Here is a 22,393-nt window from a genome sequence, read left to right on the forward strand (position 1 = left end):
TAATGGCTGAAGCAAAGGTGTTCGAAAAGATATTACGTATGAAAGAGCGGGAACGTAAAACCGCACAGCAAGCTTTTGCAGAAAAACAGCAACAGTTCGAAGCAGCAGCAACAACTTTGTATGAACTGCTAAAGAAGAAAGAAGACGCAGAAGAGCAGCTGTCTAATGGCTTAGCGGCTTCTGTTCCTATCCAGCGGCTATCCGAACACCATGATTTCCTGGAAACAATCAACCGGCGCATCGACCGGGCTCAAATAGCTGTACAGTTCGCTCGTAACGCAATGCTGGAAAAACAGGAACTGCTATCGGAAGCGTACATCGAAGTGAAAAAGATCGAAAAGCTTTTGGAGAAGAAAAGGCAGGAAGCATGGCGCAAGCTGCAGGAGGAAGAAAATAAGCAGATGGATGACATATCGATCCGCCAATTCTTAGCAAATGGAGCACGATAGTATATGGTAAAACAAAAAAAAGACCAACAAAAGAAAAAAGGCAAAGGAAAAGGGTTTATCCTCTACTTCTTATTGCCTGTCGTACTGGCAGCAGCGCTCGTGATTGCTATTTTAGAGTTCTCAGGCGTATCTGTTGCAAAGCTCGCCTCTGGCATTCCGGTCATAGGAAACATGGTTAATGATGAAACTACAGCAACAACGGGCAGTACAGCCGATGCAGAAAAGCTGAAACAGCAGCTTAAGGACCAGCAAGCAACCATCGACATGATGAAAGAAACAGAGGATGCTAAAAATACAGAGATTGATGATTTAAATCAGCAAATCGTCAAACTGGAAAATCAGATTAATGGTACTGAACCAGAAACTAATACTGCTGCAATGCAAGCAACTTCTGCTGATGGTGAGACAGCTGCAGGAGAAGAAGCGGTGACTCCATTTAAAGAGGCAGCATCATCTTTCAGCAAAATGGATGATACAAAAGCAGCAGCCATCATCAGTAAGCTGGATAATGAGAAGGCTTTAGGAGTTCTTCAAGAGCTTTCCGGCAAAAAACGAGGAACCATTCTCGCTGCAATGGATCCCGAGGCAGCCGCTTCTTATACAAGTGCAATGGTAGACGATGCAGAAAAGGAGGGTGAGGCAGTTGAATAATGTCATTATGTCCCTACTCCCGACCAGTACCGCTACCAATGTGCAACGTAACACATCAGCACCTTCGGATGTGTTCCAAAGTTTATTCCAGCAAGTAAGTTCCAAAACAGGTGAACCGACTGTGAACGATCAAGCTGGCAGTGAAACTTTGCTGTCAGATGTTCAAAATCAGCAGGATATGCAAGTTATCCTGGAAGCATTATTCGACAAAGTCCCTTCCGATGGCTCTCTTGAACTAGAAGAGCAGCCTGAAGATGCTTGGGAACTGATGGAACAAGTGCTTGGAGAAGATCAGCTAGCTGCGTATCTGCCGAAGCAATTTAAGGAAATGGCAGAGAACGTTTTACAGACTATTAAACCGAAGGATAAGGAATCGGCTGTGAGTGACCTTTTAGCGCAGCTTGGACAGTTGCAGGAGCAGTTGAAGACTGGAAGTCTTCCTGTGACAGGTAGTACAAAAGAGATGGTTTCTCTGCAAGCTTTGCCAAGTTCAAACTTTTCTATTATGTCTTTGCCAAACAAGAAGGAAACTGAAGTTACCAAGTCTGCTGCAGATAATACTTCTGCCCAGAAGGCAGCAAAAAACGAAGTAGTTTCAGAGACCTTGGCAGCCAAATTGGATAGGCGCGACACGCTATCTGTTCTATCAAATCGGTCAGTAACAGGCTCCGGCTTGCTGGAAGCGCATGCTGTTAGAAATCAAGCAGCTCTTACGCAGCAGTCAGAGACAAAACGAACCGAGACTGCTAACGCGGTTCGGCAACTTGTGAATGCAGCAGCTAATGGTGGAGAAGAAAAATTACCGACTAGCACAGCAGCGGCACAGCAGCGTGATTCTCAAGCTTTGGATCAAAAGCAAGTTAGCTTGTTTCAGGTTCCGAAGCAGGAGCAGCTTGTCTTCCATTTGAAACAAGCTGATCAGACGCCGGAGCAAGCTAGTGAGGAACTTATCCAAAAACTTGAACAGGCAGTGAAGTTCAGCGGTATTTTATCTGACAGAAACGGCTTGAAGGAATTGTCGATTCAGCTTAAGCCTGGTAATTTAGGTGATTTACAAGTGAAATTAGTCCGTGAGAATGGAGATATAACCGTTCAGATTCTTGCTACATCAAAGCAGGCTAAAGATTTGCTTGAATCCAACATTTCAAGTCTCAAGCATATGTTCTCTCCTCATCAGGTAACAATTTCTGAGAGAGCAGATCAATTCCAGACAACGTCCGCTGAAAGTAACGATCAGCAAACGTTCCAGGAAAAAGATGAGGAACAGTCAGATCGGCAACAAAGACAGCAAGAAAATGTAATGCTTGAAGAAAACCAATCCACCTTTGCGGACATTTTGCATGAACAAAAGGAGATTAAGGTATGACGACTACAGGAGCAATTGACTCCAGCTATTATCTGGACTCACAAAACAAACGAACGCCCAGTGCAACACTTGATAAAGATGATTTTCTCCAGATTCTTATGGTTCAGCTGCAAAACCAGGATCCTACAAGTCCAATGGACGATTCGAAGTTTGTTGATCAGATGACCTCCTTCACGACCTTGGAACAGGTAATGAATATGTCTGAGGCTGTTGAATATATGGCCGGAAATTCATCGATCATGTCGCCGGTTCTCGAGTACAGTCATATGATTGATAAAAATGTCACTTATAACGAATATGACTTGGATACAGGGGAGATCACAGACACCATTACAAGTAAGGTGACAGCTGTGACACAGCAAGGTGGATATGCCGTCTTGGAATTGGAAAACGGGAAATCGATTTTCGCAGATGCAGTAACTAAAGTAAGCAATGAATAATAAAAGAAAAGGATGATGAAGCATGTTACGTTCACTTTACTCTGGTATTTCTGGTATGAAAGGTTTTCAAACAAACTTAGACGTAGTAGGAAACAATATCGCTAACGTTAATACTTCTGGATATAAGAAAAGCAGAATTACTTTCCAGGATTTGATGAACCAGCAGGTCAAAGCATCTAATGATCCTACAGCAACAACTGGGGGTACGAATGCCAGCCAAGTCGGATTAGGATCCAAAGTCGGTTCTATTGATAACGTACATACACAAGGGAACCGTCAAACTACTGACCGAACTTTGGATCTCGCTTTAGAAGGAGATGGAATGTTTGTGCTATCTTCAGCACCTACAGGAAATAACGATTTGAACGCAAATACTGTCAGTTTTACTAGAGCCGGTAACTTCTATCTTGACGGAGAAGGCAGAGTTGTTAACAGCAGCGGACTTTTCCTTCTAGGTACTGATGGTGAAGCTATAACGATTGACAAAGAAGCTACTAATATTAGTATCAACAGTCAAGGTCAGGTTCAATATAACTCGGCTGATGGGGAATTAACGACAGCTGGAACTATCGGAGTAGCAAAATTCTCCAATCCAGATGGTCTTGTGAAAAATGGAAACAGCACGTATCGTAACTCTGCGAATGCAGGTCTGTCAGAAGCAGGTATTTCTGCGCCGGGTGAAAATGGTACAGCTGACATCGTCTCAGGGGCTCTGGAAATGTCCAACGTCGACCTTTCCGAAGAGTTCACGAACATGATTATCGCGCAACGTGGATTCCAGGCCAATACTAGAATCATCACTACATCCGATCAGATACTGGAAGAGCTTGTTAACCTGAAACGTTAAGAAGGGGGTGAAGGGAGCTTTAAGCTCCCTTTCAAATCATGATTCAGCTAACAAGATTGAATGGAGAATCATTTACATTGAATGCACTATTCATCGAACAGATACAATCCTTTCCTGACACAACGATCACACTGACATCAAATAAGAAGATCATTGTTCGGGATTCGGAGATAGAAGTGGCAAGAAAGATACGCGAATTCTATCAATCTATCGGTTTGATCGGTGTGAAGGAGAAACAAGAGAGAAATGAACGCTAAAGTTATCATTATTATTTTATCGGTTGTCATCATTTTAGGGGCTGGCGGATTTGTAGCATGGAATTTCTTCACGAGCCCTACGTCAGAGGCTAAAGAACCTTCGGCAACTGAGCTTGCGGAGTATTCAGTAGCAACAGATGAGATTACGACTGATTTGGAGGATGGCAGTATCGTCCGTATCCAATTCCAGCTCATCACAGATGGCGAGAAAGCGAAAGAAGAAGTGACTGCAAGACAATTTCAGCTAAAAAATATCGTTATCAAGGAAATGACTACGATTAATAAAGAGGATTTCCAGGCTGGTTTAACAGACTTAGAAGAAAACCTTAAGAAAAAAATGAATGAAGAAATGCAAGAAGGCAAGATCGATGATGTGTATACGATCAGTAAAGTACTACAATAAACCACTGAAAAGCAGGAACGGAGGTGACGTGCATGGCAGAAGAGGTCTTATCGCAGAATGAGATCGATGCACTGTTATCCGCTATATCTTCCGGTGAGATGGATGCAGATGAGCTGAAGCAGGATGAGAAAGCCAAAAAAGTAAAAACGTACGATTTCAAACGGGCACTCCGTTTTTCGAAGGATCAGATCCGCAGTCTTACACGTATTCATGAGAATTTCGCCAGATTGCTGACAACGTTCTATTCCGCGAGACTGCGTACATTTGTTCAAATATCGGTTGCATCTGTAGATCAAGTGCCTTACGAGGAGTTCATAAGATCTATTCCAACGATGACTATTTTAAACACATACAGTTTGGCTCCGCTCGAGGGTAAAATTCTGATTGAGTATGATCCGACCATCGCTTTTGCGATGCTGGATAGGACACTTGGCGGTAGCGGCGGCAGTGTGAATAAGATCAACAACCTTACAGAAATTGAAACGACTTTGATGACTCAGTTTTTAGAGTCCGGTATGGAGAATCTTAAAGCTGCCTGGCAGTCAGTGGAAGACGTTGATCCAGTGATGGAAGAATTTGAGGTGAATCCACAATTTATTCAGATGGTCTCTCCAAATGAAACTGTAGTCGTTGTCACTCTGAATTCAACCATTGGAGAAACGTCCGGCATGATCAATATCTGTATACCTCATGTTGTGCTGGAGCCGATTGTATCGAAGCTTTCCATTCATTATTGGATGCAGGCTCCCGTAGACAAACAAGGCAATGAATCAGAATGGCGAGATTTATCCTCGAGTATTCAGAAAGCTTCTATCGATTTAAAGGCGATCCTTGGAGAGACAACGATTCAAGTAGAAGAGTTGATGAACCTCAGGGAAGGTGACGTCCTGATGCTAAATCAGCAGATTGACCGTCCTCTTGACGTGAAAGTAGATAATCAAGTGAAGTTCAAAGCACAGCCAGGTAAACAGAAAAATAGAATGGCGATACAAGTAATGGAAGAGATTGAAACAGGGGGGGAAGAAAATGAGTGACAATATGTTGTCTCAAGAAGAAATAGATGCATTATTAAATGGAACATCCGACAATTCTAGCAGCATAGATGATGAGCAGCTCCTCCCTGAGGAAGATTTGAATTCTATGGAAGTGGATGCACTAGGTGAGATTGGTAATATTTCGTTTGGCAGTTCAGCAACAACACTATCGACACTTTTAAATCAAAAAGTCGATATCACGACGCCAAAAACTGCTGTAATAAATAGATCGGATTTATATGATAAGTTCCCGCAGCCAAATGTGGCGATTGAGGTCAGTTATACAGAAGGATTCGCGGGGGCCAACCTTTTTGTTATTAAACAGAGTGATGCAGCTATAATTGCAGACTTGATGCTCGGCGGTGACGGAAATGCTCCTGCTGAAGAATTCAATGAAATTCATCAGAGTGCTGTACAAGAAGCAATGAATCAAATGATGGGCGCAGCTGCAACGAGTATGAGTACTGTATTCAGCAAAAAAATTGATATTTCTCCGCCATCAATTGCACTGATGGATCTTTCTGCTGGTACTGGGGCCGATAAACTTCCTGAGGATGAACAACTAGTAAGTGTCTCCTTTGATCTGAAGATTGGTAACTTGATAGATTCTTCTATCATGCAGCTTTTGTCGACAGAGTTTGCCAAGGATATGGTGAACGAGCTGCTTCAGCCAGCTCCCGAAGAACCAGAAGCAGCAGCTGTACCACAGCAGCCAGCTCCAAGCCAGCCCGAGCCAACTATTCAGGAAGCACCAATGCAAACGATGCAGCAAACTGCACCGCAGCAGCGGCCCGCTCAGCCTGCGCCGAATGTGCAGCAAGCAGCATTTACAAGCTTTGATACACCAGCAGCTCCGCCTGCTGAACAGCCGCGCAACCTTGACTTGCTGATGGATATACCGCTAAAAGTATCGGTTGAACTCGGTAGAACAAAACGTACCATCAAGGAAATTCTTGAGCTGTCTGTCGGTTCCGTTGTGGAATTGGACAAGCTTGCTGGAGAACCGGTGGATATACATGTAAATGATAAATTGATAGCTAAAGGCGAAGTAGTCGTTATCGAAGAGAACTTCGGTGTGCGTGTTACAGACATCTTAAGCCAAACAGACAGATTGAAATCAATTAACTAATTTGACCATTGAGAGGAAGAGAAAATATGGGGAACAGAATTTTAATCGTAGACGACGCTGCATTCATGCGCATGATGATCAAGGATATTTTGACTAAGAACGGCTTTGAAGTAGTGGGAGAAGCACAAGATGGTCAGCAGGCAGTAGAAAAATACAAGGAACTAACTCCGGATCTTGTGACGATGGATATCACAATGCCTGAGATGGATGGAATTGCTGCAATGAAAGAAATCAGAAGTCAGTATCCTGATGCAAAAGTTATCATGTGTTCTGCTATGGGCCAACAAGCGATGGTTATTGATGCTATTCAAGCAGGTGCGAAGGACTTTATCGTCAAACCATTCCAAGCAGATCGCGTTGTAGAGGCAATTCAAAAAGCATTAAGCTAAAAAAGGTGAGTAGGAAATGATGAAAAGAACAGTCTGGGCATGCATGCTCGTCGTATTACTGCATCTTATCGTTTCTCCTGTTTCTGCCGAAGCGGCAGCAAGCGTGGAGGATTGTTTAAAAGAAGGTGCAGCCCAATCAGATGACTGCAAAGATATGAATGAAGCCGGAAACCAACAAGAAAATACACCAACAGTAGATTCGGCTGATTCAGCAGCTGGAGGCACATCGACCTTCCTGAATCTGGTCAAGCTTGCATTGGCACTAGTCGTCGTGCTCGGACTGATCTATGTCCTACTGAAATTTTTAAATAAGCGGAATCGGCTGTTTCAGCAGGTACGGGCTATGGAGAACATAGGTGGTATTGCACTAGGTAACAACAAATCCGTCCAGATTGTCCGAGTCGGTGAAAAAGTATTTATGCTGGGTGTGGGCGACAATGTCGATTTGCTTACGGAAATTAAAGATGAGCAGACGATTAAGGAACTGACAGAACAGGATCAGCAGGAAATGAAGGCATCTGCCCTGCTGGCGAACATTCTGCCGAACAGAAAACAGCAAGAAGAGAAGCAGCAAGAAGACAGACCGAAACAAAATGAATCTTCAAGCAATTTCCAGGATCTTTTTAAAGAGGAAATAGGGAAGCTGAAGCAGTCAAGAAATAGGTTGAAACAGCAGCAAAGGAAGGATACAGACGATGAATGATTTTATCAATATATTTTCTGGAACCGACCCCGAGAATGTATCTACCTCGGTCAAATTGCTGTTATTATTGACTGTTTTTTCCCTGGCACCAGGAATACTGATTCTGATGACCTGCTTTACACGAATTGTGGTAGTTCTATCGTTTGTACGAATGAGTTTAGGTACACAGCAGACACCACCGACGCAAGTATTGATCGGAATTGCATTATTCATGACTTTCTTTATTATGGCGCCGACTTTCAATGAGATTAATGATCAAGCTATTACGCCATTGATGAATGATGAAATATCACTAGATGAGGCTTATACAGAAGCGAGCGGTCCGATCAAGATGTTCATGGCGGAAGAAACACGGCAAAAGGATTTATCTTTATTTATGAATTATGCTGGTATCGAAAGACCGGAATCAGTCGAAGATATTCCGCTAACAACGCTTGTACCGGCCTTTGCAATCAGTGAGTTGAAGACGGCCTTCCAAATGGGTTTCATGATCTTCATCCCATTCCTTGTTATTGATATGGCAGTAGCAAGTATCCTTATGTCGATGGGTATGATGATGCTGCCGCCAGTAATCATTTCATTACCATTTAAAATTTTGTTATTCATCCTGGTGGATGGCTGGTATCTGGTCACATCCTCGTTACTGCGAGGGTTTTAGCAAATGAAGGAGCGTAACGTTTATGAGCAGTGAATTTGTTATTTCCATCGCAGAACGCGGAATTTATACAGTGCTGATTGTCAGCGGACCTTTGCTTATTCTGGCGCTTGCTGTCGGGTTGATTGTCAGTATATTTCAAGCAACAACACAGATACAGGAACAGACGCTAGCGTTTATTCCTAAAATAGTTGCTGTATTAGTAGGTTTGGTTTTCTTTGGTCCCTGGATGCTGACAAGAATGGTTGAATTCACAGCAGGTATCCTTGAGAATCTGGATCGGTTTGTGGGCTGAGTAGATGCTGTCGCAAATTGATTACACCGTTGTACCAGCATTTGCATTAATTTTAGTTCGTCTTATTGCTTTTTTTGTTACGGTACCTCTGTTTTCTTACAGAAACGTACCAACAACATTCAAGATTGGCTTCAGCTTCTTCCTTGCCATGATTATTTTCTTTACGATCGATCGGCCGACAGTTCCGGTTGACCAGACGTATTTTCTGTTACTTTTTAAGGAAGCAATGGTAGGTCTGTCAATCGGACTGCTCGCTTTTATCGTCATCCAAGCAATCAATGTTGCTGGAGGATTAATCGATTTTCAGATGGGCTTTGCAATCGCCAATGTCATTGATCCTGTTACAAGAGCTCAAAGTCCTCTGACGGGGCAATTTCTTTATACGATTGCTACGCTGTTCCTGCTGTCTGTCAATGGTCATTTACTCTTGATTGATGGTATTTTTTACAGTTATCAGCTTATTCCATTGGATGAGATGGTACCATTCGGTGATCAGTCGATTGTAGAACTGGTGCTCCGTTCCTTCAGCCAAATGTTCCTTATTGCATTCCAGATGAGCATCCCTCTTGTCGGATGTTTGTTTCTGGTCGATGTAGCTATTGGGATAGTTGCTAGAACAGTACCGCAGCTGAACGTATTTGTCGTAGGGCCTCCGATCAAGATATTAATAGCTTTTGTGCTGCTGTTCCTATCAATGGGTATCTATATGACAGTTGTTCGGCAGCTGTTCGACTATATGCTTGTAACAATGCGCGATCTGATGGTGCTGTTTGGAGGGGCTTAAATGAAATACCGTTTGGACCTGCAGTTTTTCGCTGGTGAAAAGACAGAGAAAGCAACTCCGAAGAAACAGCAGGATACTAGGAAAAAAGGACAAGTGGCCAAGAGTCAGGATGTCAATACTGCCATATTACTTTTATTCTCTTTAGGACTCTTGGCGTTGATGGGCGGTTATTTTAAAGATCAGTTCCTACAGCTTTTCACGCATGTATTCAATAACTATCTCGCCGAGGATATTACCGCAAATACTGTGCAGACACTGCTTGTTGAGATGAGCATATCTCTTGCGAAAATAGTAGGTCCTGTGATGGGAATTGCTATTCTGGCTGGACTGGTCTCTAATTTCGCGCAATTCGGTTTGCTTTTCAGCGGGGAAGCAATAAAGTTTGACTTGAAGAAAATCGATCCAATCCAAGGGGCAAAACGGATATTTTCAGTCCGGGCTTTGGTCGAACTATTAAAATCATTGCTCAAGATTGGACTGGTAGGGGCAGTAACATTTTATGTTCTTTGGCAGAACATGGATACGGTTATGACTATGTTCACGAAGTCTCCTGAAAATGCCATGCAGTTTTTCGGAAAGATAACGTTATACATGGGTTTTGCAGCAACGCTTGCCTTGCTGTTTATAGCAGTTCTGGATTATGCATATCAGCGATTTGATTTTGCAAAGAACATTCGGATGTCCAAGCAAGACATCAAGGATGAGTATAAAAACATGGAAGGTAATCCTTTGATTCGTTCCAAAATAAAAGAAAAGCAGCGCCAAATGTCCATGATGCGGATGATGAGCGAGGTTCCAAAAGCAGATGTAGTTATTACGAACCCAACACACTTCGCAATTGCTATTAAATATGACGACACGAAGTCGGATACACCCATCGTTATAGCGAAAGGTATGGAGCACGTAGCGCTGAAAATTAAGGAAATAGCTAAAGCGAACGATGTGACAATGGTAGAAAACAGACCGCTGGCACGCGGATTATATAAGAATGTGGAGCTGAACCATCCGATACAGGAAGAATTCTTCCAAGCGGTTGCGGAAGTGCTCGCCTTTGTTTACCGCACGGAGCGTAAAACGTAAGAGAAGAGGAAGGAATTACAACATGAAACTTAAGGATATGTCAGTACTTATAGCAGTAATATTAGTGATCGTCATGCTGATTATTCCGTTGCCGGATTGGCTTCTCAGCATTCTGATCCTGACGAATATCTCGCTTGCTTTAATCGTCATTCTGGTGGCGATGAATACGGAGGAAGCGCTGCAATTCTCAATCTTCCCTACTCTCTTACTTTTGCTTACCCTGTTCAGGCTGGCATTGAATATATCGACGACAAGAGCAATTCTTTCAGATGGTCATGCTGGCGGTGTGGTAGAGACTTTCGGCAGCTTTGTAATCGGTGGTAATCCGCTTGTCGGGTTTGTCGTATTTATCATCTTGGTTATTATTCAATTTTTAGTTATCACGAAGGGTTCGGAGCGAGTATCTGAAGTGGCGGCCCGATTCACACTTGATGCGATGCCAGGGAAGCAGATGAGTATCGATGCCGATTTGAATGCTGGCATGATATCAGATGTAGAAGCCAAAGAGCGCCGAGAAAAAGTGGGAAATGAAGCAGATTTCTACGGAGCAATGGATGGAGCGAGTAAATTCGTAAAAGGTGATGCCATTGCCGGTATCATTATCGTATTGATCAATATCGTATTTGGATTGATTATCGGGATGATGCAAATGGGCATGAGCTTCCAGGAAGCCATCAATACATTTATGCGACTCACTATCGGTGATGGACTAGTTACACAAATCCCGGCTATTTTGATTTCTACTGCAACAGGTATTGTGGTGACACGAGTAGCTTCAGAAGGAAACCTGAGCAGTGATGTAACGAAACAGCTATTCCGATACCCGAGTTTGTTATATATAGCTGCAGGGGCAATCTTCATGCTCGGTTTGACACCGATCAACTTCTTCCTGACAACTACGATTGCCGCTGTACTTGCTGGAATTGGTTATTTCTTGTCCAGAGTTCAAAAAAAGCAGGAGACTGTCGCAGAAGTGACCGAGGAAGTGCAAGAAGAAACATCTATGAAGTCTTCGGACAATGTTGTGAATCTGTTAAGCATGGATCCTATCGAATTCGAATTCGGTTATGCCCTTATACCGCTTGCTGATACGAATCAAGGCGGGGACTTGCTCGATCGGATTGTCATGATCCGTAAACAGCTTGCCATCGAACTTGGTATTGTAATTCCGGTTGTAAGGATACGCGATAATATTCAGCTCGGTCCCAATGAATATCGTCTGAAGATAAAGGGCAACGAAGTCGCAGCTGGAGAGGTGCTGCTGGACCACTACTTAGCGATGAGTCCGGGTGTGGAAGATGATGGACTGGATGGAATTGAAACACTTGAACCCGCTTTCGGGCTGCCTGCTAAGTGGATTAGTGAGGAGACGAAGGACGATGCCGAGCTATCTGGCTATACGGTCGTTGATCCTCCGTCTGTCGTATCGACCCACCTCACGGAAACGATTAAGCGCCATGCGCATGAATTACTTGGCAGACAAGAAACAAAACAGCTTATCGATCATCTGAAAGAATCATACCCAATATTGGCAGAAGAAGTGACACCGGAACCGCTGTCGGTTGGGGATGTGCAAAAGGTGCTGGCAAAACTGCTGCGTGAGCATGTATCAGTTAGAAATTTGCCGGTTATCTTCGAGACGCTGGCTGATTTTGGCAGGATGACGACAGATACAGATTTGCTGGCAGAATATGCACGACAAGCACTTGCACCGCAAATCACGAAGCAATATGTTCAAAATAGTCAGCCGCTGCAGGTTATAACCGTCTCTGGAGCTGTTGAAAAGGTCATAGCAGATCATATCCAGCAAACAGAACATGGAAATTATTTATCTCTGGATCCGGAATCACAGCAGAAAATCGTACAGTCAGTTATGGAACAAGCAGAACGTCTGTCGTTGAGAGAAGAAACAGTCATTGTTCTATGCTCTCCTACAATCCGGATGTATGTTCGTCAATTGCTTGATCGGAATTTACCGCATGCAGTGGTTCTATCTTACAACGAATTGGATAATACAACAGAAATCAGGAGTGTCGGGATGGTGAATGTCGCATGAAAATGAAGAAATATACAGCGGACACAATGCCCGAAGCAATGATTCAGATTAGACGTGAACTAGGTCAAGATGCAGTCATCCTTCGAACAAAAGAACTGACAAGCGGCGGTTTTTTCGGACTATTCAAGAAGAAGCGTATTGAAGTCATTGCGGCATTGGATCATCAAGATCTTAATAGCAGAAGTCGTAACGAGGGAAAGCCAGCTATTTCATCCACAATGTCTCTTGAAAAGAAAGAGACAAAACAAGCTGAAACGGATATTTCAGCAGAAATTGCGGCTCTCAAGAAGGAGTTAAGTTCTGCGCTTTCCAACCAGACCCGGCATTATGCATTGCCAGTACAAGGTCTATATGATCGACTTCTGCACAATGAGGTCCATCCCCAGATCGCTTCCGGACTTATGGAACGGCTCTTGGAAGAAGCTTCTAGTAAAGATGTCGAACAAGTGCTGCTTAATACGTTGGTGAAACGTTTTGAAAAGGTCCAGCAGCCCGCACAGTTTGATAAGAAATTTATACATCTTGTGGGTCCAACTGGGGTAGGAAAGACGACAACGATAGCTAAGCTTGCTGCAAAGAGTGCGTTAGTAGATAAAAAAAGAGTTGCTTTTATTACGACTGACACGTATAGAATTGCGGCAATCGATCAGTTACGCACATACGCCAAAATATTGGAAGTTCCGCTTGAAGTTGCTTATTCGCTTGAAGATTATCAAGCTGCAAGAGAGAAGCTTGCAGATTATGATTTAGTATTCATCGATACAGCCGGAAGAAACTTCAAAGATTCCACTTATGTAAAAGAGCTGGAACGCACGCTTGACTTGCAACATGAAGCGGAGACGTATTTGACTTTGTCCATTACGACAAGAGCTAGTGATCTGTCTGAGATTTATGACCAGTTCGCACATTTGCCGATTAAGCAGTTTATTTTCACGAAATTAGATGAGGCGAGCCGCTATGGAGGTATCCTGAATCTGATTCAGCAAGCACATATCGGTGTAGCGTATCTAACCCATGGCCAGGATGTACCGGATGATATTATTGCTCCATCTGCTTCTTACTTGGCAAAACGTGTGATGGAGGCGACTGCGCGTGCATGATCAAGCAGCTAAACTCCGGGAGAGTGTGCAGCACATGCCAATTGGACGCACTATAGCTGTTGCCAGTGGGAAAGGCGGAGTTGGCAAATCGAATTTCGCTCTAAACTTTTCGTTAGCTTTAAGCAAGCTTGGTAAGTCAGTCCTGCTTATTGACTTGGATTTAGGAATGGGAAACATTGAAATATTGCTAGGTTCTTCGGCCAAGCATTCCTTTGTGGAAATGATTCAGAACCGTTTAAAACTTGAACAGATTGTGGAAGCGGGACCTGATGGTCTCGACTTCATTGCTGCGGGAGCAGCGATGAATGAACTCTTTCATATGGACGGTCCCGGATTCACACATTTCCAAAAAGAGTTTGAAAGAGCACAGCAAGTCTATGACTTTGTATTCCTTGATATGGGAGCTGGATTAACGGAAGAAAGTGCATCGTTCATCTTAGCAGCAGATGAAAGTATTGTGGTAACCACGACTGAACCTACCAGCATGATGGACGCATATGCCCTGATCAAACATATCAAGCAGCGGAATGCTGATTTGCCAATGTATCTGCTTGTAAATCGGGCAATAGACAAGCGTGAGGGACAGGATACAGCAGCTCGAATGAAGGAAGTAATACGGACATTTCTTCATACTGAGATAATGCTCTTAGGAATCTTGCCTGAGGACAAGCAGGTTCCTAAATCGGTGAAAATGCAGGAGCCATTCATAAATCAAAAGGATTCAAAAGCGGGAACTAGCATAAAGCAGCTCGCAGCCACCTATCTGAAGCCTGCAGCAGAAACAACAGCTAAAGAAAGAACATCATTTATAGGCAGATTAAGAGATATTTGGACGGGAGGAACTCGCAATGGGAAAGATCCGCGTTTTAGTCGTTGATGATTCCGCTTTTATGCGGAAAATTATTTCGGATTTACTGAACAGTGATGATCGACTGGAAGTTATCGGAACAGCCCGCAACGGCAAAGATGGTCTGGAGCAAATCAGTCAGCTGAAACCAGATGTAGTGACGATGGATGTAGAAATGCCGATCATGAACGGACTGGATGCGCTGAAGCAAGCCATGCAGAAGCATCCGCTCCCAGTAGTCATGCTCTCCAGCTTAACGAAGCAAGGTGCAGATATGACCATTCATGCCATGTCACTCGGTGCGGTTGATTTTATTGCAAAACCGTCTGGTTCCATATCCTTGGATTTGGATAAGGTGCGGGATGAGTTGGTCGTCAAAGTTGTGGCAGCAGCATCCTCTCGTCTCTCAACTAGAGAGCAAGTAAAAGCAGCAGAGGTAAAGGTTTTTGCGAAGGCTCCTGCGAAAAAATCTGCTGATCGCAATTTGGTAGCTATCGGCACTTCCACAGGAGGACCAAGAGCTTTGCAGGAAGTTATCGGGAAACTGCCTTCTGCACTTGCTGCTCCCGTAGTTGTCGTCCAGCATATGCCAGTAGGTTTCACGAAGTCTCTGGCAGAAAGGCTGGACAGTTTAAGTGCAATTAAAGTCAAGGAAGCAGAACAAAATGAAACCTTAAAAAATGGCGTGGTTTATATCGCGCCGGGAGGATATCATCTGACGATAGTACAGGCAGACAGCAGGCTTATCGCCAAACTGACTTTGGAAGACCCTGTGAAGGGGCATCGGCCTTCTGTAGACAGAATGTTCGAATCAATCAGCAGTTTGGTAAATGTGGATGTATGTACAGTCATCATGACAGGCATGGGAGCAGATGGAACCGAGGGTCTGAGAAAAATGAAGGTCAAGCTGCCATCTGTATACAGCATCGGTGAATCAGCAGAATCATGTGTTGTTTATGGAATGCCTAGGGCTGCTGCAGAAGCCGGACTGCTGCATCATGTTTGTCCGGTCCAGACAATCGCTTCGGCAATCCAGCAGAGAATCAATCTATTAGAGGGGGTCAACAAATGGAAATAGATCAGTATTTAGGTGTATTTATCGAAGAAAGCAAAGAACATCTTCAAGCTTTGAACCAGAATTTACTAGTACTTGAAAAGCAGCCGGAAGATATCGGTGTAGTCAATGAAATTTTCCGTTCTGCTCATACGCTAAAAGGCATGTCTGCTACGATGGGTTATCAAGATTTAGCTAATTTGACACATCAAATGGAAAACGTACTTGATGCAATTCGTAACCATCAGATTAAAATTAACCCAGAAATCCTGGATATTGTTTTTGATGCTGTGGATAGTCTGGAAGAAATGGTCCTCGATATTGAATCTGGAGGAGCAGGAACTAAAGAGGTTAGTGAATTGGTCAGTCAGCTTGCTGCAATTGAGTCTGGTGAAGCGCCGCTTCAGTCTGCCGCAGCAGTTGCAGAGGAACCAATCAGTGATACATCAGGTCTTATTCTGGATGAATTTGAGCTGGCGGTACTGCGAGAAAGCGAAGAAAAAGGATTCCAAAACTTCTACACCAAAGTGACGTTACGAGAGGATTGTATGCTGAAGGCTGCTCGAGTTTACATGGTATTCGAAGTACTTGAGTCCTTGGGTGAGGTCGTTAAAAGTAATCCGGATGTTTCCCAGCTTGAGGATGAAGCATTCGATCTGACATTTGAAGTATTACTTGTGACTCAAGAGCCGAAAGAACTTATCGAGGAAAAGGTCCTGAAAGTGTCGGAAATTGATGCTGTTTCCATCCAAAACTTCTTCATCGATACATATAAGCACGTACAAGATGAAGGGCAAGAAGAAGTAACTGCTTCTGTGGATAAAGAAAAGGTTGAAGAAACAACAATCGAGAAAAAAGCCCAGCAAAGCAACAAGACGATTCGTGTCAATATTGAACGCCTTGATATTCTGATGAATTTGTTTGAGGAGCTAGTTATAGATCGCGGCAGACTCGAGCAGATTGCTGATGATGTAAAACATCCAGAACTACATGAGACAGTCGAACGGATGGCGAGAATTTCCGGAGATCTTCAGAGTATTGTTCTGACTATGCGAATGGTATCAATTGATCAAGTATTCAATCGCTTCCCACGCATGGTGCGACAGCTTGCAAAAGATCTTGGCAAGAAAATAGATCTGCAAATTGAAGGCGCTGAAACAGAGCTTGACCGTACAGTCATCGATGAAATTGGTGACCCGCTTGTACATTTGATTCGCAATAGTCTGGATCATGGTGTGGAAACTCCGGAAGTAAGACGAGAGTTAGGTAAGCCGGAAACGGGTACGATCAAACTGAAAGCCTACCATTCTGGTAATCATGTATTTATCGATATTACTGACGATGGTGCCGGGATTAACCGGAAGAAAGTTACTGAAAAAGCAATTAAAAATGGTCTTATTACAAAAGAACAAGCAGCAATAATGAATGACAACCAGGTATTCAGCTTGATTATGCAAAGCGGATTCTCAACAGCTGACACCATTTCAGATATTTCAGGTCGTGGAGTTGGGTTGGATGTTGTCAGAAATACAATCGAATCACTTGGTGGAACAATTACAATAAATTCCGAAGAAGGAAAGGGATCTATATTCAGTATTGAATTGCCGCTGACATTATCAATCATCAGTGTCCTACTTGTAGAGATCCAAAATGAGAAATATGCAGTTCCGCTATCTTCGATCATTGAGACAGCAATTATTCCAAAAGCGGATATCATGCATGTTCATAATCAAGCAGTAATCGATTTCCGGGGCAGAGTCGTTCCGCTTGTTTCCTTGAAGGAAGTTTTCCAAGTACCTGAAGTAAAAGAAGAAACGGATTATTACTCTGTGGTCATTATTAAAAAAGGTGACAAATCAGCTGGACTAATTGTGGACGGCTTTATTGGACAGCAAGAAATCGTCCTTAAATCACTTGGAAATTACTTAACTGAAATATTCGCTATCTCTGGAGCTACTATTTTAGGAGATGGCCAAGTAGCACTTATTATCGACAGCAATGCGTTAATTAAATAAGGAGGGTTCATCATGGCAGAAGAAATCGTACAAGATGTGAAAGTAATTGTTTTTCAGTTAAAAAACGAAGAATACGCAGTACCGGTAACACAAGTAGGGTCTATCGAGAAGATGGAGCACATTACGAGAGTTCCAAATACAGAGAGCTTTATCAAAGGTGTTATCAATATGCGCGGTGTTGTTACGCCAATCGTTGATTTGCGAAGCCGTCTTGGACTTGAAGAGACTCCGGTCGATGAAAATACAAGAATCATCATTGTGGATCTGGATGATACATCAATGGGTTTGATTGTGGATGCAGCGAATGATGTCGTGGATATTCCAGTAGATAAGATCGAAGAGGCGCCGCAAGTTATTGGGGCAATCAATGTCGATTACATCGATGGAGTAGTGAAACTTGAAGACAGACTTGTGATTTTACTTGATCTAAGAAAAGTCTTGAAATTCCATGAAATCGAAGCAATCAAGTCCATCGAAAGCTAATGTATGATCTACGCTATATAACGGAAGATCAGCTGGATGCATTGAAAGAAGCAGGAAACATCGGGGCAGGCAATGCAGCTACGGCGCTTTCCACTTTGCTCCGCCAAGATATCGATATGAAAGTGCCGGCAGTTCGAATCTGTCACTTTAATGAATTGATTGAATCTATCGGCGGGGCTGAGCAGCCGCTGGCAGCTATCTATCTTACGGTTCAGGGAGATGCGCCAGGGAATATGTTCTTTTTGCTCCAACCTGCTGAAGCGGAGTTATTCGTACATTATATAACTGGAGATGAGAGTTTTTCATGGTCCAACACGTCCAATGATGATATCAATCTTTCTGCTTTGCATGAAATGGGAAACATCCTGGCAGGAAGTTACTTATCTGCAATAAGCGACTTCGCCAAAGTGAATATGCAGCCATCGGTTCCGCAAATCAGTGTCGATATGGGGGGCGCCATCTTAGCTAACGGTTTAATCGAGATAGCCGAGGAAAGCGATTTTACCGTCGTCATCGATACGGTCATCTCACTGAGCGATCCGAATCAGCAACAGCATATGGTTGAAGGGAAATTTCTGCTGCTGCTTCATCCAGATGCATTCGGTCATTTATTTCGTGCTTTAGGAGTCGAGGAAGATGATTGAAGCTGAAATCTTGCATGTCGGGATTGCCGATGCAAAAATCGTCGCCTATCCACAGCATCTTCGGACAGCAGGTCTTGGGTCTTGTGTCGGGGTTGTCGTATACGATAAGCAAAAGAGAATTGCTGGTATGGCACATGTCATGCTGCCCGACTCTAGTCTGGCTAAACAGACACAGATGAACCGAAATAAATATGCAGATACAGCTATGGATGACTTGATTGCCAATCTGCTGCGTCATGGTGCAAGCAGGAGTCGTTTCAAAGCGAAGCTTGCAGGCGGAGCGCAGATGTTCTCCTTCATGTCCAGTGACGAGAAAATGCGAATTGGTCCGCGTAATATTGAAGCAGTGGAGCAGAAGCTTCGAGAATATCGCATCCCCATCGAGAGCAAGGATGTCGGGGGGAGCAATGGACGTACGATTGAATTCAATACAGATACTTGTGGTTTGAAGATTAAAACAGTAAGTAAAGAGGAAGCGATCATATAATGGAGCAGCTTCATTCTTATGACGTAACAGCAAACAAAGGAGGGAGTTTCATGATCAATTATGGATCAGAAACAGAACAGCAGTATTGGAACAGCTGGTTTTATAAAAAAGATAGCGAAGCTGCCAATGAATTGATGCGGATGTATATGCATGTAGTAGATTATCATACGCAGCGCATCGCTGCGCACCTTCCCTCCAGTGTGAGCAGAGATGATGTCAGAAGCTTCGGTTACACAGGATTGTATGATGCTTTACAAAAGTTTGAGCCAAGCCGGGATTTTAAATTTGAAACATATGCTTCCTTCCGAGTCAGAGGTGCCATCATGGACGGTCTGCGGAAGGAAGACTGGCTTCCCCGAACGGTACGTGATAAAGTGAAGAAAATAGAAGCAGCTGCGAGCAATCTCGAACAATCACTGGAACGGAAACCGACCAGCGTAGAGATTGCAAAGCAGACCGGCTTGAGCCGGGAGGAAGTAGAAGAAGCGGTGCGAGATGCACTATTCTCCAATGTTCTTTCCATGGATGACAAGCCTGCCCGCCCAAAGCAAGACAAACAGGATACTAGTTATGTTCTTCCTGATCTCAAGACACCGCAGCCGGAAGATGCAGTGCTGCAGAAGGAACTTGTTCTTCAGCTGACAGACAGCATCAAGCATCTAAATCAACATGAACAGCTTGTTATCAGCCTTTTCTATAAGGAAGAATTAACGTTTACCGAAATCGGACACATACTGGAATTGACAACATCACGAATTTCACAAATTCACAAACGTGCCATCTTCAAATTACGGGAATCTCTAGCCAAGCTTTCAGCAACTAGCTGAAAGCTATTTCCAATTTTATATAGAAAGAAGGTTCTCCATGCTCACACTACTAGTCTGTGCCAGTCTGCTCCTTCATGTACTGACCTTCATCGCTATCCGCGCATTGCAATCAAACGTACAGCAGCTGGAAAGCCGGCATCAGAAGGATAAACAAGCGTACGAAGCGATGCTCAGTTCTATACTCAATGAATTGAAAGAAGAGAATGATCGACTTCTACATGCAGAACCTCAGCCAGGCAAAGCCTACTCGCAAAAAAACGTGGAGGAGAAAAACAGCCAACCTGCTCCCGCAACAGAAGACGACACACATCCGGCTTCTGATTACACACCGCCGCAACCGGTGGAGGAAGAAGATCAAGTATCCATGTCCAACCTCAGTCGAGTTCTGCAGCTTCATGATCAAGGAATGGCTTCTGTTGAGATTGCGAAGCAGCTCGGAATGGGGAAGACGGAAGTAGAATTGATTCTTTTAATGAAGAAAAATGGTGAAAATAACAGAAAAAGCTGAGAAAGTACAAAAACATGTCTAAGATGCTTGATTGATGGTTATAGCTGTGCTATATTTATTTTTGGTGTTAATACACACGTCTGCCGATTTTTACGGGAGGTGCTGACAGTTTGTCAGTTCCCGATAAAAGATGAAGCAGTCGGAGGAGAAAAAACCATTAGGAGGAAACACTATGTCAGTCATTTCAATGAAACAATTGCTTGAAGCTGGTGTTCATTTCGGTCACCAGACTCGCCGTTGGAACCCAAAAATGAAGAAATATATCTTCACTGAGCGTAACGGCATCTACATCATCGACCTTCAGAAAACAGTTAAGAAAGTCGACGAAGCTTACAACTACGTGAAAGAACTTGCTGCTGATGGCGGTACTATTCTTTTCGTAGGTACGAAGAAACAAGCACAGGAATCTGTGAAAGAAGAAGCGATCCGTTCTGGTCAGTACTTTGTTAACCAACGTTGGTTGGGTGGTACGCTTACTAACTTCCAGACAATCCGCAAACGTATCAACCGTTTGAAATCCATCGAGCGCATGGAAGAAGACGGTACTTTCGAAGTACTTCCTAAAAAAGAAGTAGTAGGTTTGAATAAAGAAAAAGAACGTCTTGTTAAATTCCTAGGCGGTATCAAAGACATGGAAAGAATCCCTGACGCTCTATTCGTTATCGACCCACGCAAAGAAAGAATCGCTATTGCAGAAGCTCATAAATTGAATATTCCAATCATCGGTATCGTTGATACTAACTGTGATCCGGACGAAATCGATTACGTGATCCCTGCAAATGATGACGCAATCCGCGCTGTCAAATTGCTTACTTCCAAAATGGCTGATGCTATCTTGGAATCCAAGCAAGGTGAAGAATTGGAAGACCAAGAAGCTACAGCTGCTGAAGAAGCTACAGAAGCTGTAAGCGAGTAATGGATGAAGGGTGATAAGGGGGGACCTTTTATCACCCTTTTTTCAAGAATTAAATTGTCCAAACCCTAAGGAGGCATTTACGATGGCAATCACGGCACAAATGGTAAAAGAATTGCGCGAAAAAACTGGCGCAGGTATGATGGATTGTAAAAAAGCTTTGACACAAACAGATGGTGACATGGAGAAAGCGATCGATTACCTTCGCGAGAACGGTATTGCGAAAGCTGCTAAGAAAGCGGATCGTATCGCTGCAGAAGGTTTAACTTTCATTGCTACAGAAGGCGACCTTGCTGTATTGCTTGAAGTGAACTGTGAAACTGACTTCGTTACAAAGAACGATCAGTTCAAAACACTATTGAATGATCTTGCTCAGCATATCCTTACTAACAAACCAGCTAACGTAGAAGAAGCATTGGAACAAAAAATCAACGGTGACCAAACTGTTGAGGAATACATCAATGCTGCTATCGCGAAAATCGGAGAAAAGATTTCTCTTCGCCGCTTCGCACTTGCAAGCAAAGAAGGCAACCAAGCATTCGGCGCTTATACACATGGCGGCGGACGTATCGGCGTATTGGCATTGCTTGACGGTACAACTGATGCAGAGCTTGGTAAAGATGTTGCAATGCACATCGCTGCGGTTAACCCTCGTTACGTTTCTCGTGATGCAGTTGCTGCTGACGAAGTAGAACGTGAGCGCGAAGTATTGAAAACACAAGCTCTAAACGAAGGTAAGCCAGAAAACATCGTTGAGAAGATGGTAGAAGGCCGTCTTGGTAAATTCTTCGAAGAGATCTGCTTGCTTGAACAAAGCTTCATCAAAGATCCAGATCAAAAAGTGAAGAAATACGTATCCGACAAAGGTGCTTCTGTAGTTAACTTTGTTCGTTATGAAGTGGGCGAAGGTATGGAAAAACGTGAAGATAACTTCGTTGACGAAGTAATGAGCCAAGTTAAAAAATAAGTACGACAAA

General features: G+C 43.4%; 27 protein-coding genes. All 27 read left to right on the forward strand.

All coding sequences use genetic code 11. The features are described from left to right. The first annotated feature begins 2 nt into the window (after nt 1-2). Entirely contained in the window at nt 3-449 is a 447-nt protein-coding gene (gene fliJ / locus CHH48_RS01930; RefSeq protein ID WP_095217659.1) for a flagellar export protein FliJ, read from the forward strand. Between the two features lie 3 nt (nt 450-452). After that, nucleotides 453-1,100, forward strand: coding sequence for a MotE family protein (locus CHH48_RS01935; protein ID WP_095217660.1), 648 nt, complete (start codon nt 453-455; stop codon nt 1,098-1,100). Continuing rightward, entirely contained in the window at nt 1,093-2,466 is a 1,374-nt protein-coding gene (locus CHH48_RS01940; protein WP_176466348.1) for a flagellar hook-length control protein FliK, read from the forward strand. The genes CHH48_RS01935 and CHH48_RS01940 overlap by 8 nt, the downstream gene beginning before the upstream one ends. Continuing rightward, entirely contained in the window at nt 2,463-2,906 is a 444-nt protein-coding gene (locus CHH48_RS01945; protein WP_095217662.1) for a flagellar hook capping FlgD N-terminal domain-containing protein, read from the forward strand. Before CHH48_RS01940 ends, CHH48_RS01945 begins: the two co-directional genes overlap by 4 nt. Before the next feature lie 22 nt (nt 2,907-2,928). After that, on the forward strand, nt 2,929-3,753 hold the full coding sequence (flgG, locus tag CHH48_RS01950) for a flagellar basal body rod protein FlgG (protein WP_095217663.1): 825 nt from the start codon (nt 2,929-2,931) through the stop codon (nt 3,751-3,753). Nucleotides 3,754-3,791: 38 nt separating this feature from the next. Then, nucleotides 3,792-4,010, forward strand: a complete 219-nt coding sequence (locus CHH48_RS01955) for a flagellar FlbD family protein (protein ID WP_095217664.1) — start codon at nt 3,792-3,794, stop codon at nt 4,008-4,010. Next, complete coding sequence (locus CHH48_RS01960) at nt 4,000-4,413, forward strand: flagellar basal body-associated FliL family protein (RefSeq protein ID WP_038560206.1); 414 nt, start codon at nt 4,000-4,002, stop codon at nt 4,411-4,413. The genes CHH48_RS01955 and CHH48_RS01960 overlap by 11 nt, the downstream gene beginning before the upstream one ends. A gap of 32 nt (nt 4,414-4,445) precedes the next feature. Beyond that, on the forward strand, nt 4,446-5,447 hold the full coding sequence (fliM, locus tag CHH48_RS01965; protein ID WP_095217665.1) for a flagellar motor switch protein FliM: 1,002 nt from the start codon (nt 4,446-4,448) through the stop codon (nt 5,445-5,447). Further along, nucleotides 5,440-6,576, forward strand: a complete 1,137-nt coding sequence (gene fliY, locus CHH48_RS01970) for a flagellar motor switch phosphatase FliY (RefSeq protein WP_095217666.1) — start codon at nt 5,440-5,442, stop codon at nt 6,574-6,576. The genes fliM and fliY overlap by 8 nt, the downstream gene beginning before the upstream one ends. A gap of 26 nt (nt 6,577-6,602) precedes the next feature. Further along, nucleotides 6,603-6,965: a response regulator gene (locus CHH48_RS01975; protein WP_095217667.1), complete on the forward strand. Its 363-nt coding sequence runs from the start codon at nt 6,603-6,605 to the stop codon at nt 6,963-6,965. Between the two features lie 16 nt (nt 6,966-6,981). Next, entirely contained in the window at nt 6,982-7,668 is a 687-nt protein-coding gene (locus tag CHH48_RS01980; protein ID WP_095217668.1) for a flagellar biosynthetic protein FliO, read from the forward strand. Further along, nucleotides 7,661-8,326: a flagellar type III secretion system pore protein FliP gene (gene fliP, locus CHH48_RS01985; protein WP_038560221.1), complete on the forward strand. Its 666-nt coding sequence runs from the start codon at nt 7,661-7,663 to the stop codon at nt 8,324-8,326. The genes CHH48_RS01980 and fliP overlap by 8 nt, the downstream gene beginning before the upstream one ends. A gap of 22 nt (nt 8,327-8,348) precedes the next feature. Continuing rightward, entirely contained in the window at nt 8,349-8,618 is a 270-nt protein-coding gene (fliQ, locus tag CHH48_RS01990) for a flagellar biosynthesis protein FliQ (protein ID WP_038560224.1), read from the forward strand. 4 nt (nt 8,619-8,622) lie between these two features. Beyond that, a complete protein-coding gene (gene fliR / locus CHH48_RS01995) occupies nt 8,623-9,402 on the forward strand; it encodes a flagellar biosynthetic protein FliR (protein WP_095217669.1) in 780 nt (259 codons plus the stop codon). Then, nucleotides 9,403-10,482 (forward strand): flagellar biosynthesis protein FlhB, encoded by a 1,080-nt coding sequence (flhB, locus tag CHH48_RS02000; RefSeq protein ID WP_095217670.1) that lies wholly within the window; start codon nt 9,403-9,405, stop codon nt 10,480-10,482. Nucleotides 10,483-10,504: 22 nt separating this feature from the next. Then, nucleotides 10,505-12,538, forward strand: coding sequence for a flagellar biosynthesis protein FlhA (gene flhA, locus CHH48_RS02005; RefSeq protein WP_095217671.1), 2,034 nt, complete (start codon nt 10,505-10,507; stop codon nt 12,536-12,538). After that, nucleotides 12,535-13,638 (forward strand): flagellar biosynthesis protein FlhF, encoded by a 1,104-nt coding sequence (gene flhF, locus CHH48_RS02010; RefSeq protein ID WP_095217672.1) that lies wholly within the window; start codon nt 12,535-12,537, stop codon nt 13,636-13,638. The genes flhA and flhF overlap by 4 nt, the downstream gene beginning before the upstream one ends. Further along, complete coding sequence (locus CHH48_RS02015; RefSeq protein ID WP_095217673.1) at nt 13,631-14,515, forward strand: MinD/ParA family protein; 885 nt, start codon at nt 13,631-13,633, stop codon at nt 14,513-14,515. Before flhF ends, CHH48_RS02015 begins: the two co-directional genes overlap by 8 nt. Further along, nucleotides 14,487-15,563 (forward strand): protein-glutamate methylesterase/protein-glutamine glutaminase, encoded by a 1,077-nt coding sequence (locus CHH48_RS02020; protein WP_095217674.1) that lies wholly within the window; start codon nt 14,487-14,489, stop codon nt 15,561-15,563. The genes CHH48_RS02015 and CHH48_RS02020 overlap by 29 nt, the downstream gene beginning before the upstream one ends. Next, nucleotides 15,554-17,554: a chemotaxis protein CheA gene (locus CHH48_RS02025; protein ID WP_095217675.1), complete on the forward strand. Its 2,001-nt coding sequence runs from the start codon at nt 15,554-15,556 to the stop codon at nt 17,552-17,554. The genes CHH48_RS02020 and CHH48_RS02025 overlap by 10 nt, the downstream gene beginning before the upstream one ends. 12 nt (nt 17,555-17,566) lie before the next feature. Continuing rightward, a complete protein-coding gene (locus CHH48_RS02030) occupies nt 17,567-18,037 on the forward strand; it encodes a chemotaxis protein CheW (RefSeq protein ID WP_093879827.1) in 471 nt (156 codons plus the stop codon). Further along, on the forward strand, nt 18,037-18,681 hold the full coding sequence (locus CHH48_RS02035) for a chemotaxis protein CheC (protein WP_095217676.1): 645 nt from the start codon (nt 18,037-18,039) through the stop codon (nt 18,679-18,681). The genes CHH48_RS02030 and CHH48_RS02035 overlap by 1 nt, the downstream gene beginning before the upstream one ends. Then, nucleotides 18,674-19,168, forward strand: a complete 495-nt coding sequence (locus CHH48_RS02040) for a chemotaxis protein CheD (RefSeq protein WP_095217677.1) — start codon at nt 18,674-18,676, stop codon at nt 19,166-19,168. Before CHH48_RS02035 ends, CHH48_RS02040 begins: the two co-directional genes overlap by 8 nt. A gap of 50 nt (nt 19,169-19,218) precedes the next feature. Beyond that, nucleotides 19,219-19,995, forward strand: coding sequence for a FliA/WhiG family RNA polymerase sigma factor (locus CHH48_RS02045; protein ID WP_095218070.1), 777 nt, complete (start codon nt 19,219-19,221; stop codon nt 19,993-19,995). Nucleotides 19,996-20,032: 37 nt separating this feature from the next. Next, on the forward strand, nt 20,033-20,503 hold the full coding sequence (locus CHH48_RS02050; protein ID WP_095217678.1) for a DUF6115 domain-containing protein: 471 nt from the start codon (nt 20,033-20,035) through the stop codon (nt 20,501-20,503). 172 nt (nt 20,504-20,675) lie between these two features. Next, complete coding sequence (gene rpsB / locus CHH48_RS02055) at nt 20,676-21,419, forward strand: 30S ribosomal protein S2 (RefSeq protein WP_095217679.1); 744 nt, start codon at nt 20,676-20,678, stop codon at nt 21,417-21,419. A gap of 82 nt (nt 21,420-21,501) precedes the next feature. Further along, nucleotides 21,502-22,383, forward strand: a complete 882-nt coding sequence (tsf, locus tag CHH48_RS02060; protein WP_095217680.1) for a translation elongation factor Ts — start codon at nt 21,502-21,504, stop codon at nt 22,381-22,383. Nucleotides 22,384-22,393 lie beyond the last annotated feature (10 nt).

Origin of the sequence: Terribacillus saccharophilus (assembly GCF_002272075.1) — a bacterium.
GTDB classification, from domain to species: Bacteria; Bacillota; Bacilli; order Bacillales; family Amphibacillaceae; genus Terribacillus; species Terribacillus saccharophilus_A.

Excerpts from the sequence above, each read along its gene's own strand:
- fliJ (WP_095217659.1), top strand. The coding sequence starts at position 3 with ATGGCTGAAGCAAAGGTGTTCGAAAAGATATTACGTATGAAAGAGCGG.
- CHH48_RS01935 (WP_095217660.1), top strand. The coding sequence starts at position 453 with ATGGTAAAACAAAAAAAAGACCAACAAAAGAAAAAAGGCAAAGGAAAA.
- CHH48_RS01945 (WP_095217662.1), top strand. The coding sequence starts at position 2,463 with ATGACGACTACAGGAGCAATTGACTCCAGCTATTATCTGGACTCACAA.
- flgG (WP_095217663.1), top strand. The coding sequence starts at position 2,929 with ATGTTACGTTCACTTTACTCTGGTATTTCTGGTATGAAAGGTTTTCAA.
- CHH48_RS01955 (WP_095217664.1), top strand. The coding sequence starts at position 3,792 with ATGATTCAGCTAACAAGATTGAATGGAGAATCATTTACATTGAATGCA.
- CHH48_RS01960 (WP_038560206.1), top strand. The coding sequence starts at position 4,000 with ATGAACGCTAAAGTTATCATTATTATTTTATCGGTTGTCATCATTTTA.
- fliM (WP_095217665.1), top strand. The coding sequence starts at position 4,446 with ATGGCAGAAGAGGTCTTATCGCAGAATGAGATCGATGCACTGTTATCC.
- fliY (WP_095217666.1), top strand. The coding sequence starts at position 5,440 with ATGAGTGACAATATGTTGTCTCAAGAAGAAATAGATGCATTATTAAAT.
- CHH48_RS01975 (WP_095217667.1), top strand. The coding sequence starts at position 6,603 with ATGGGGAACAGAATTTTAATCGTAGACGACGCTGCATTCATGCGCATG.
- CHH48_RS01980 (WP_095217668.1), top strand. The coding sequence starts at position 6,982 with ATGATGAAAAGAACAGTCTGGGCATGCATGCTCGTCGTATTACTGCAT.
- fliP (WP_038560221.1), top strand. The coding sequence starts at position 7,661 with ATGAATGATTTTATCAATATATTTTCTGGAACCGACCCCGAGAATGTA.
- fliQ (WP_038560224.1), top strand. The coding sequence starts at position 8,349 with ATGAGCAGTGAATTTGTTATTTCCATCGCAGAACGCGGAATTTATACA.
- fliR (WP_095217669.1), top strand. The coding sequence starts at position 8,623 with ATGCTGTCGCAAATTGATTACACCGTTGTACCAGCATTTGCATTAATT.
- flhB (WP_095217670.1), top strand. The coding sequence starts at position 9,403 with ATGAAATACCGTTTGGACCTGCAGTTTTTCGCTGGTGAAAAGACAGAG.
- flhA (WP_095217671.1), top strand. The coding sequence starts at position 10,505 with ATGAAACTTAAGGATATGTCAGTACTTATAGCAGTAATATTAGTGATC.
- flhF (WP_095217672.1), top strand. The coding sequence starts at position 12,535 with ATGAAAATGAAGAAATATACAGCGGACACAATGCCCGAAGCAATGATT.
- CHH48_RS02020 (WP_095217674.1), top strand. The coding sequence starts at position 14,487 with ATGGGAAAGATCCGCGTTTTAGTCGTTGATGATTCCGCTTTTATGCGG.
- CHH48_RS02025 (WP_095217675.1), top strand. The coding sequence starts at position 15,554 with ATGGAAATAGATCAGTATTTAGGTGTATTTATCGAAGAAAGCAAAGAA.
- CHH48_RS02030 (WP_093879827.1), top strand. The coding sequence starts at position 17,567 with ATGGCAGAAGAAATCGTACAAGATGTGAAAGTAATTGTTTTTCAGTTA.
- CHH48_RS02035 (WP_095217676.1), top strand. The coding sequence starts at position 18,037 with ATGTATGATCTACGCTATATAACGGAAGATCAGCTGGATGCATTGAAA.
- CHH48_RS02040 (WP_095217677.1), top strand. The coding sequence starts at position 18,674 with ATGATTGAAGCTGAAATCTTGCATGTCGGGATTGCCGATGCAAAAATC.
- CHH48_RS02045 (WP_095218070.1), top strand. The coding sequence starts at position 19,219 with ATGATCAATTATGGATCAGAAACAGAACAGCAGTATTGGAACAGCTGG.
- CHH48_RS02050 (WP_095217678.1), top strand. The coding sequence starts at position 20,033 with ATGCTCACACTACTAGTCTGTGCCAGTCTGCTCCTTCATGTACTGACC.
- rpsB (WP_095217679.1), top strand. The coding sequence starts at position 20,676 with ATGTCAGTCATTTCAATGAAACAATTGCTTGAAGCTGGTGTTCATTTC.
- tsf (WP_095217680.1), top strand. The coding sequence starts at position 21,502 with ATGGCAATCACGGCACAAATGGTAAAAGAATTGCGCGAAAAAACTGGC.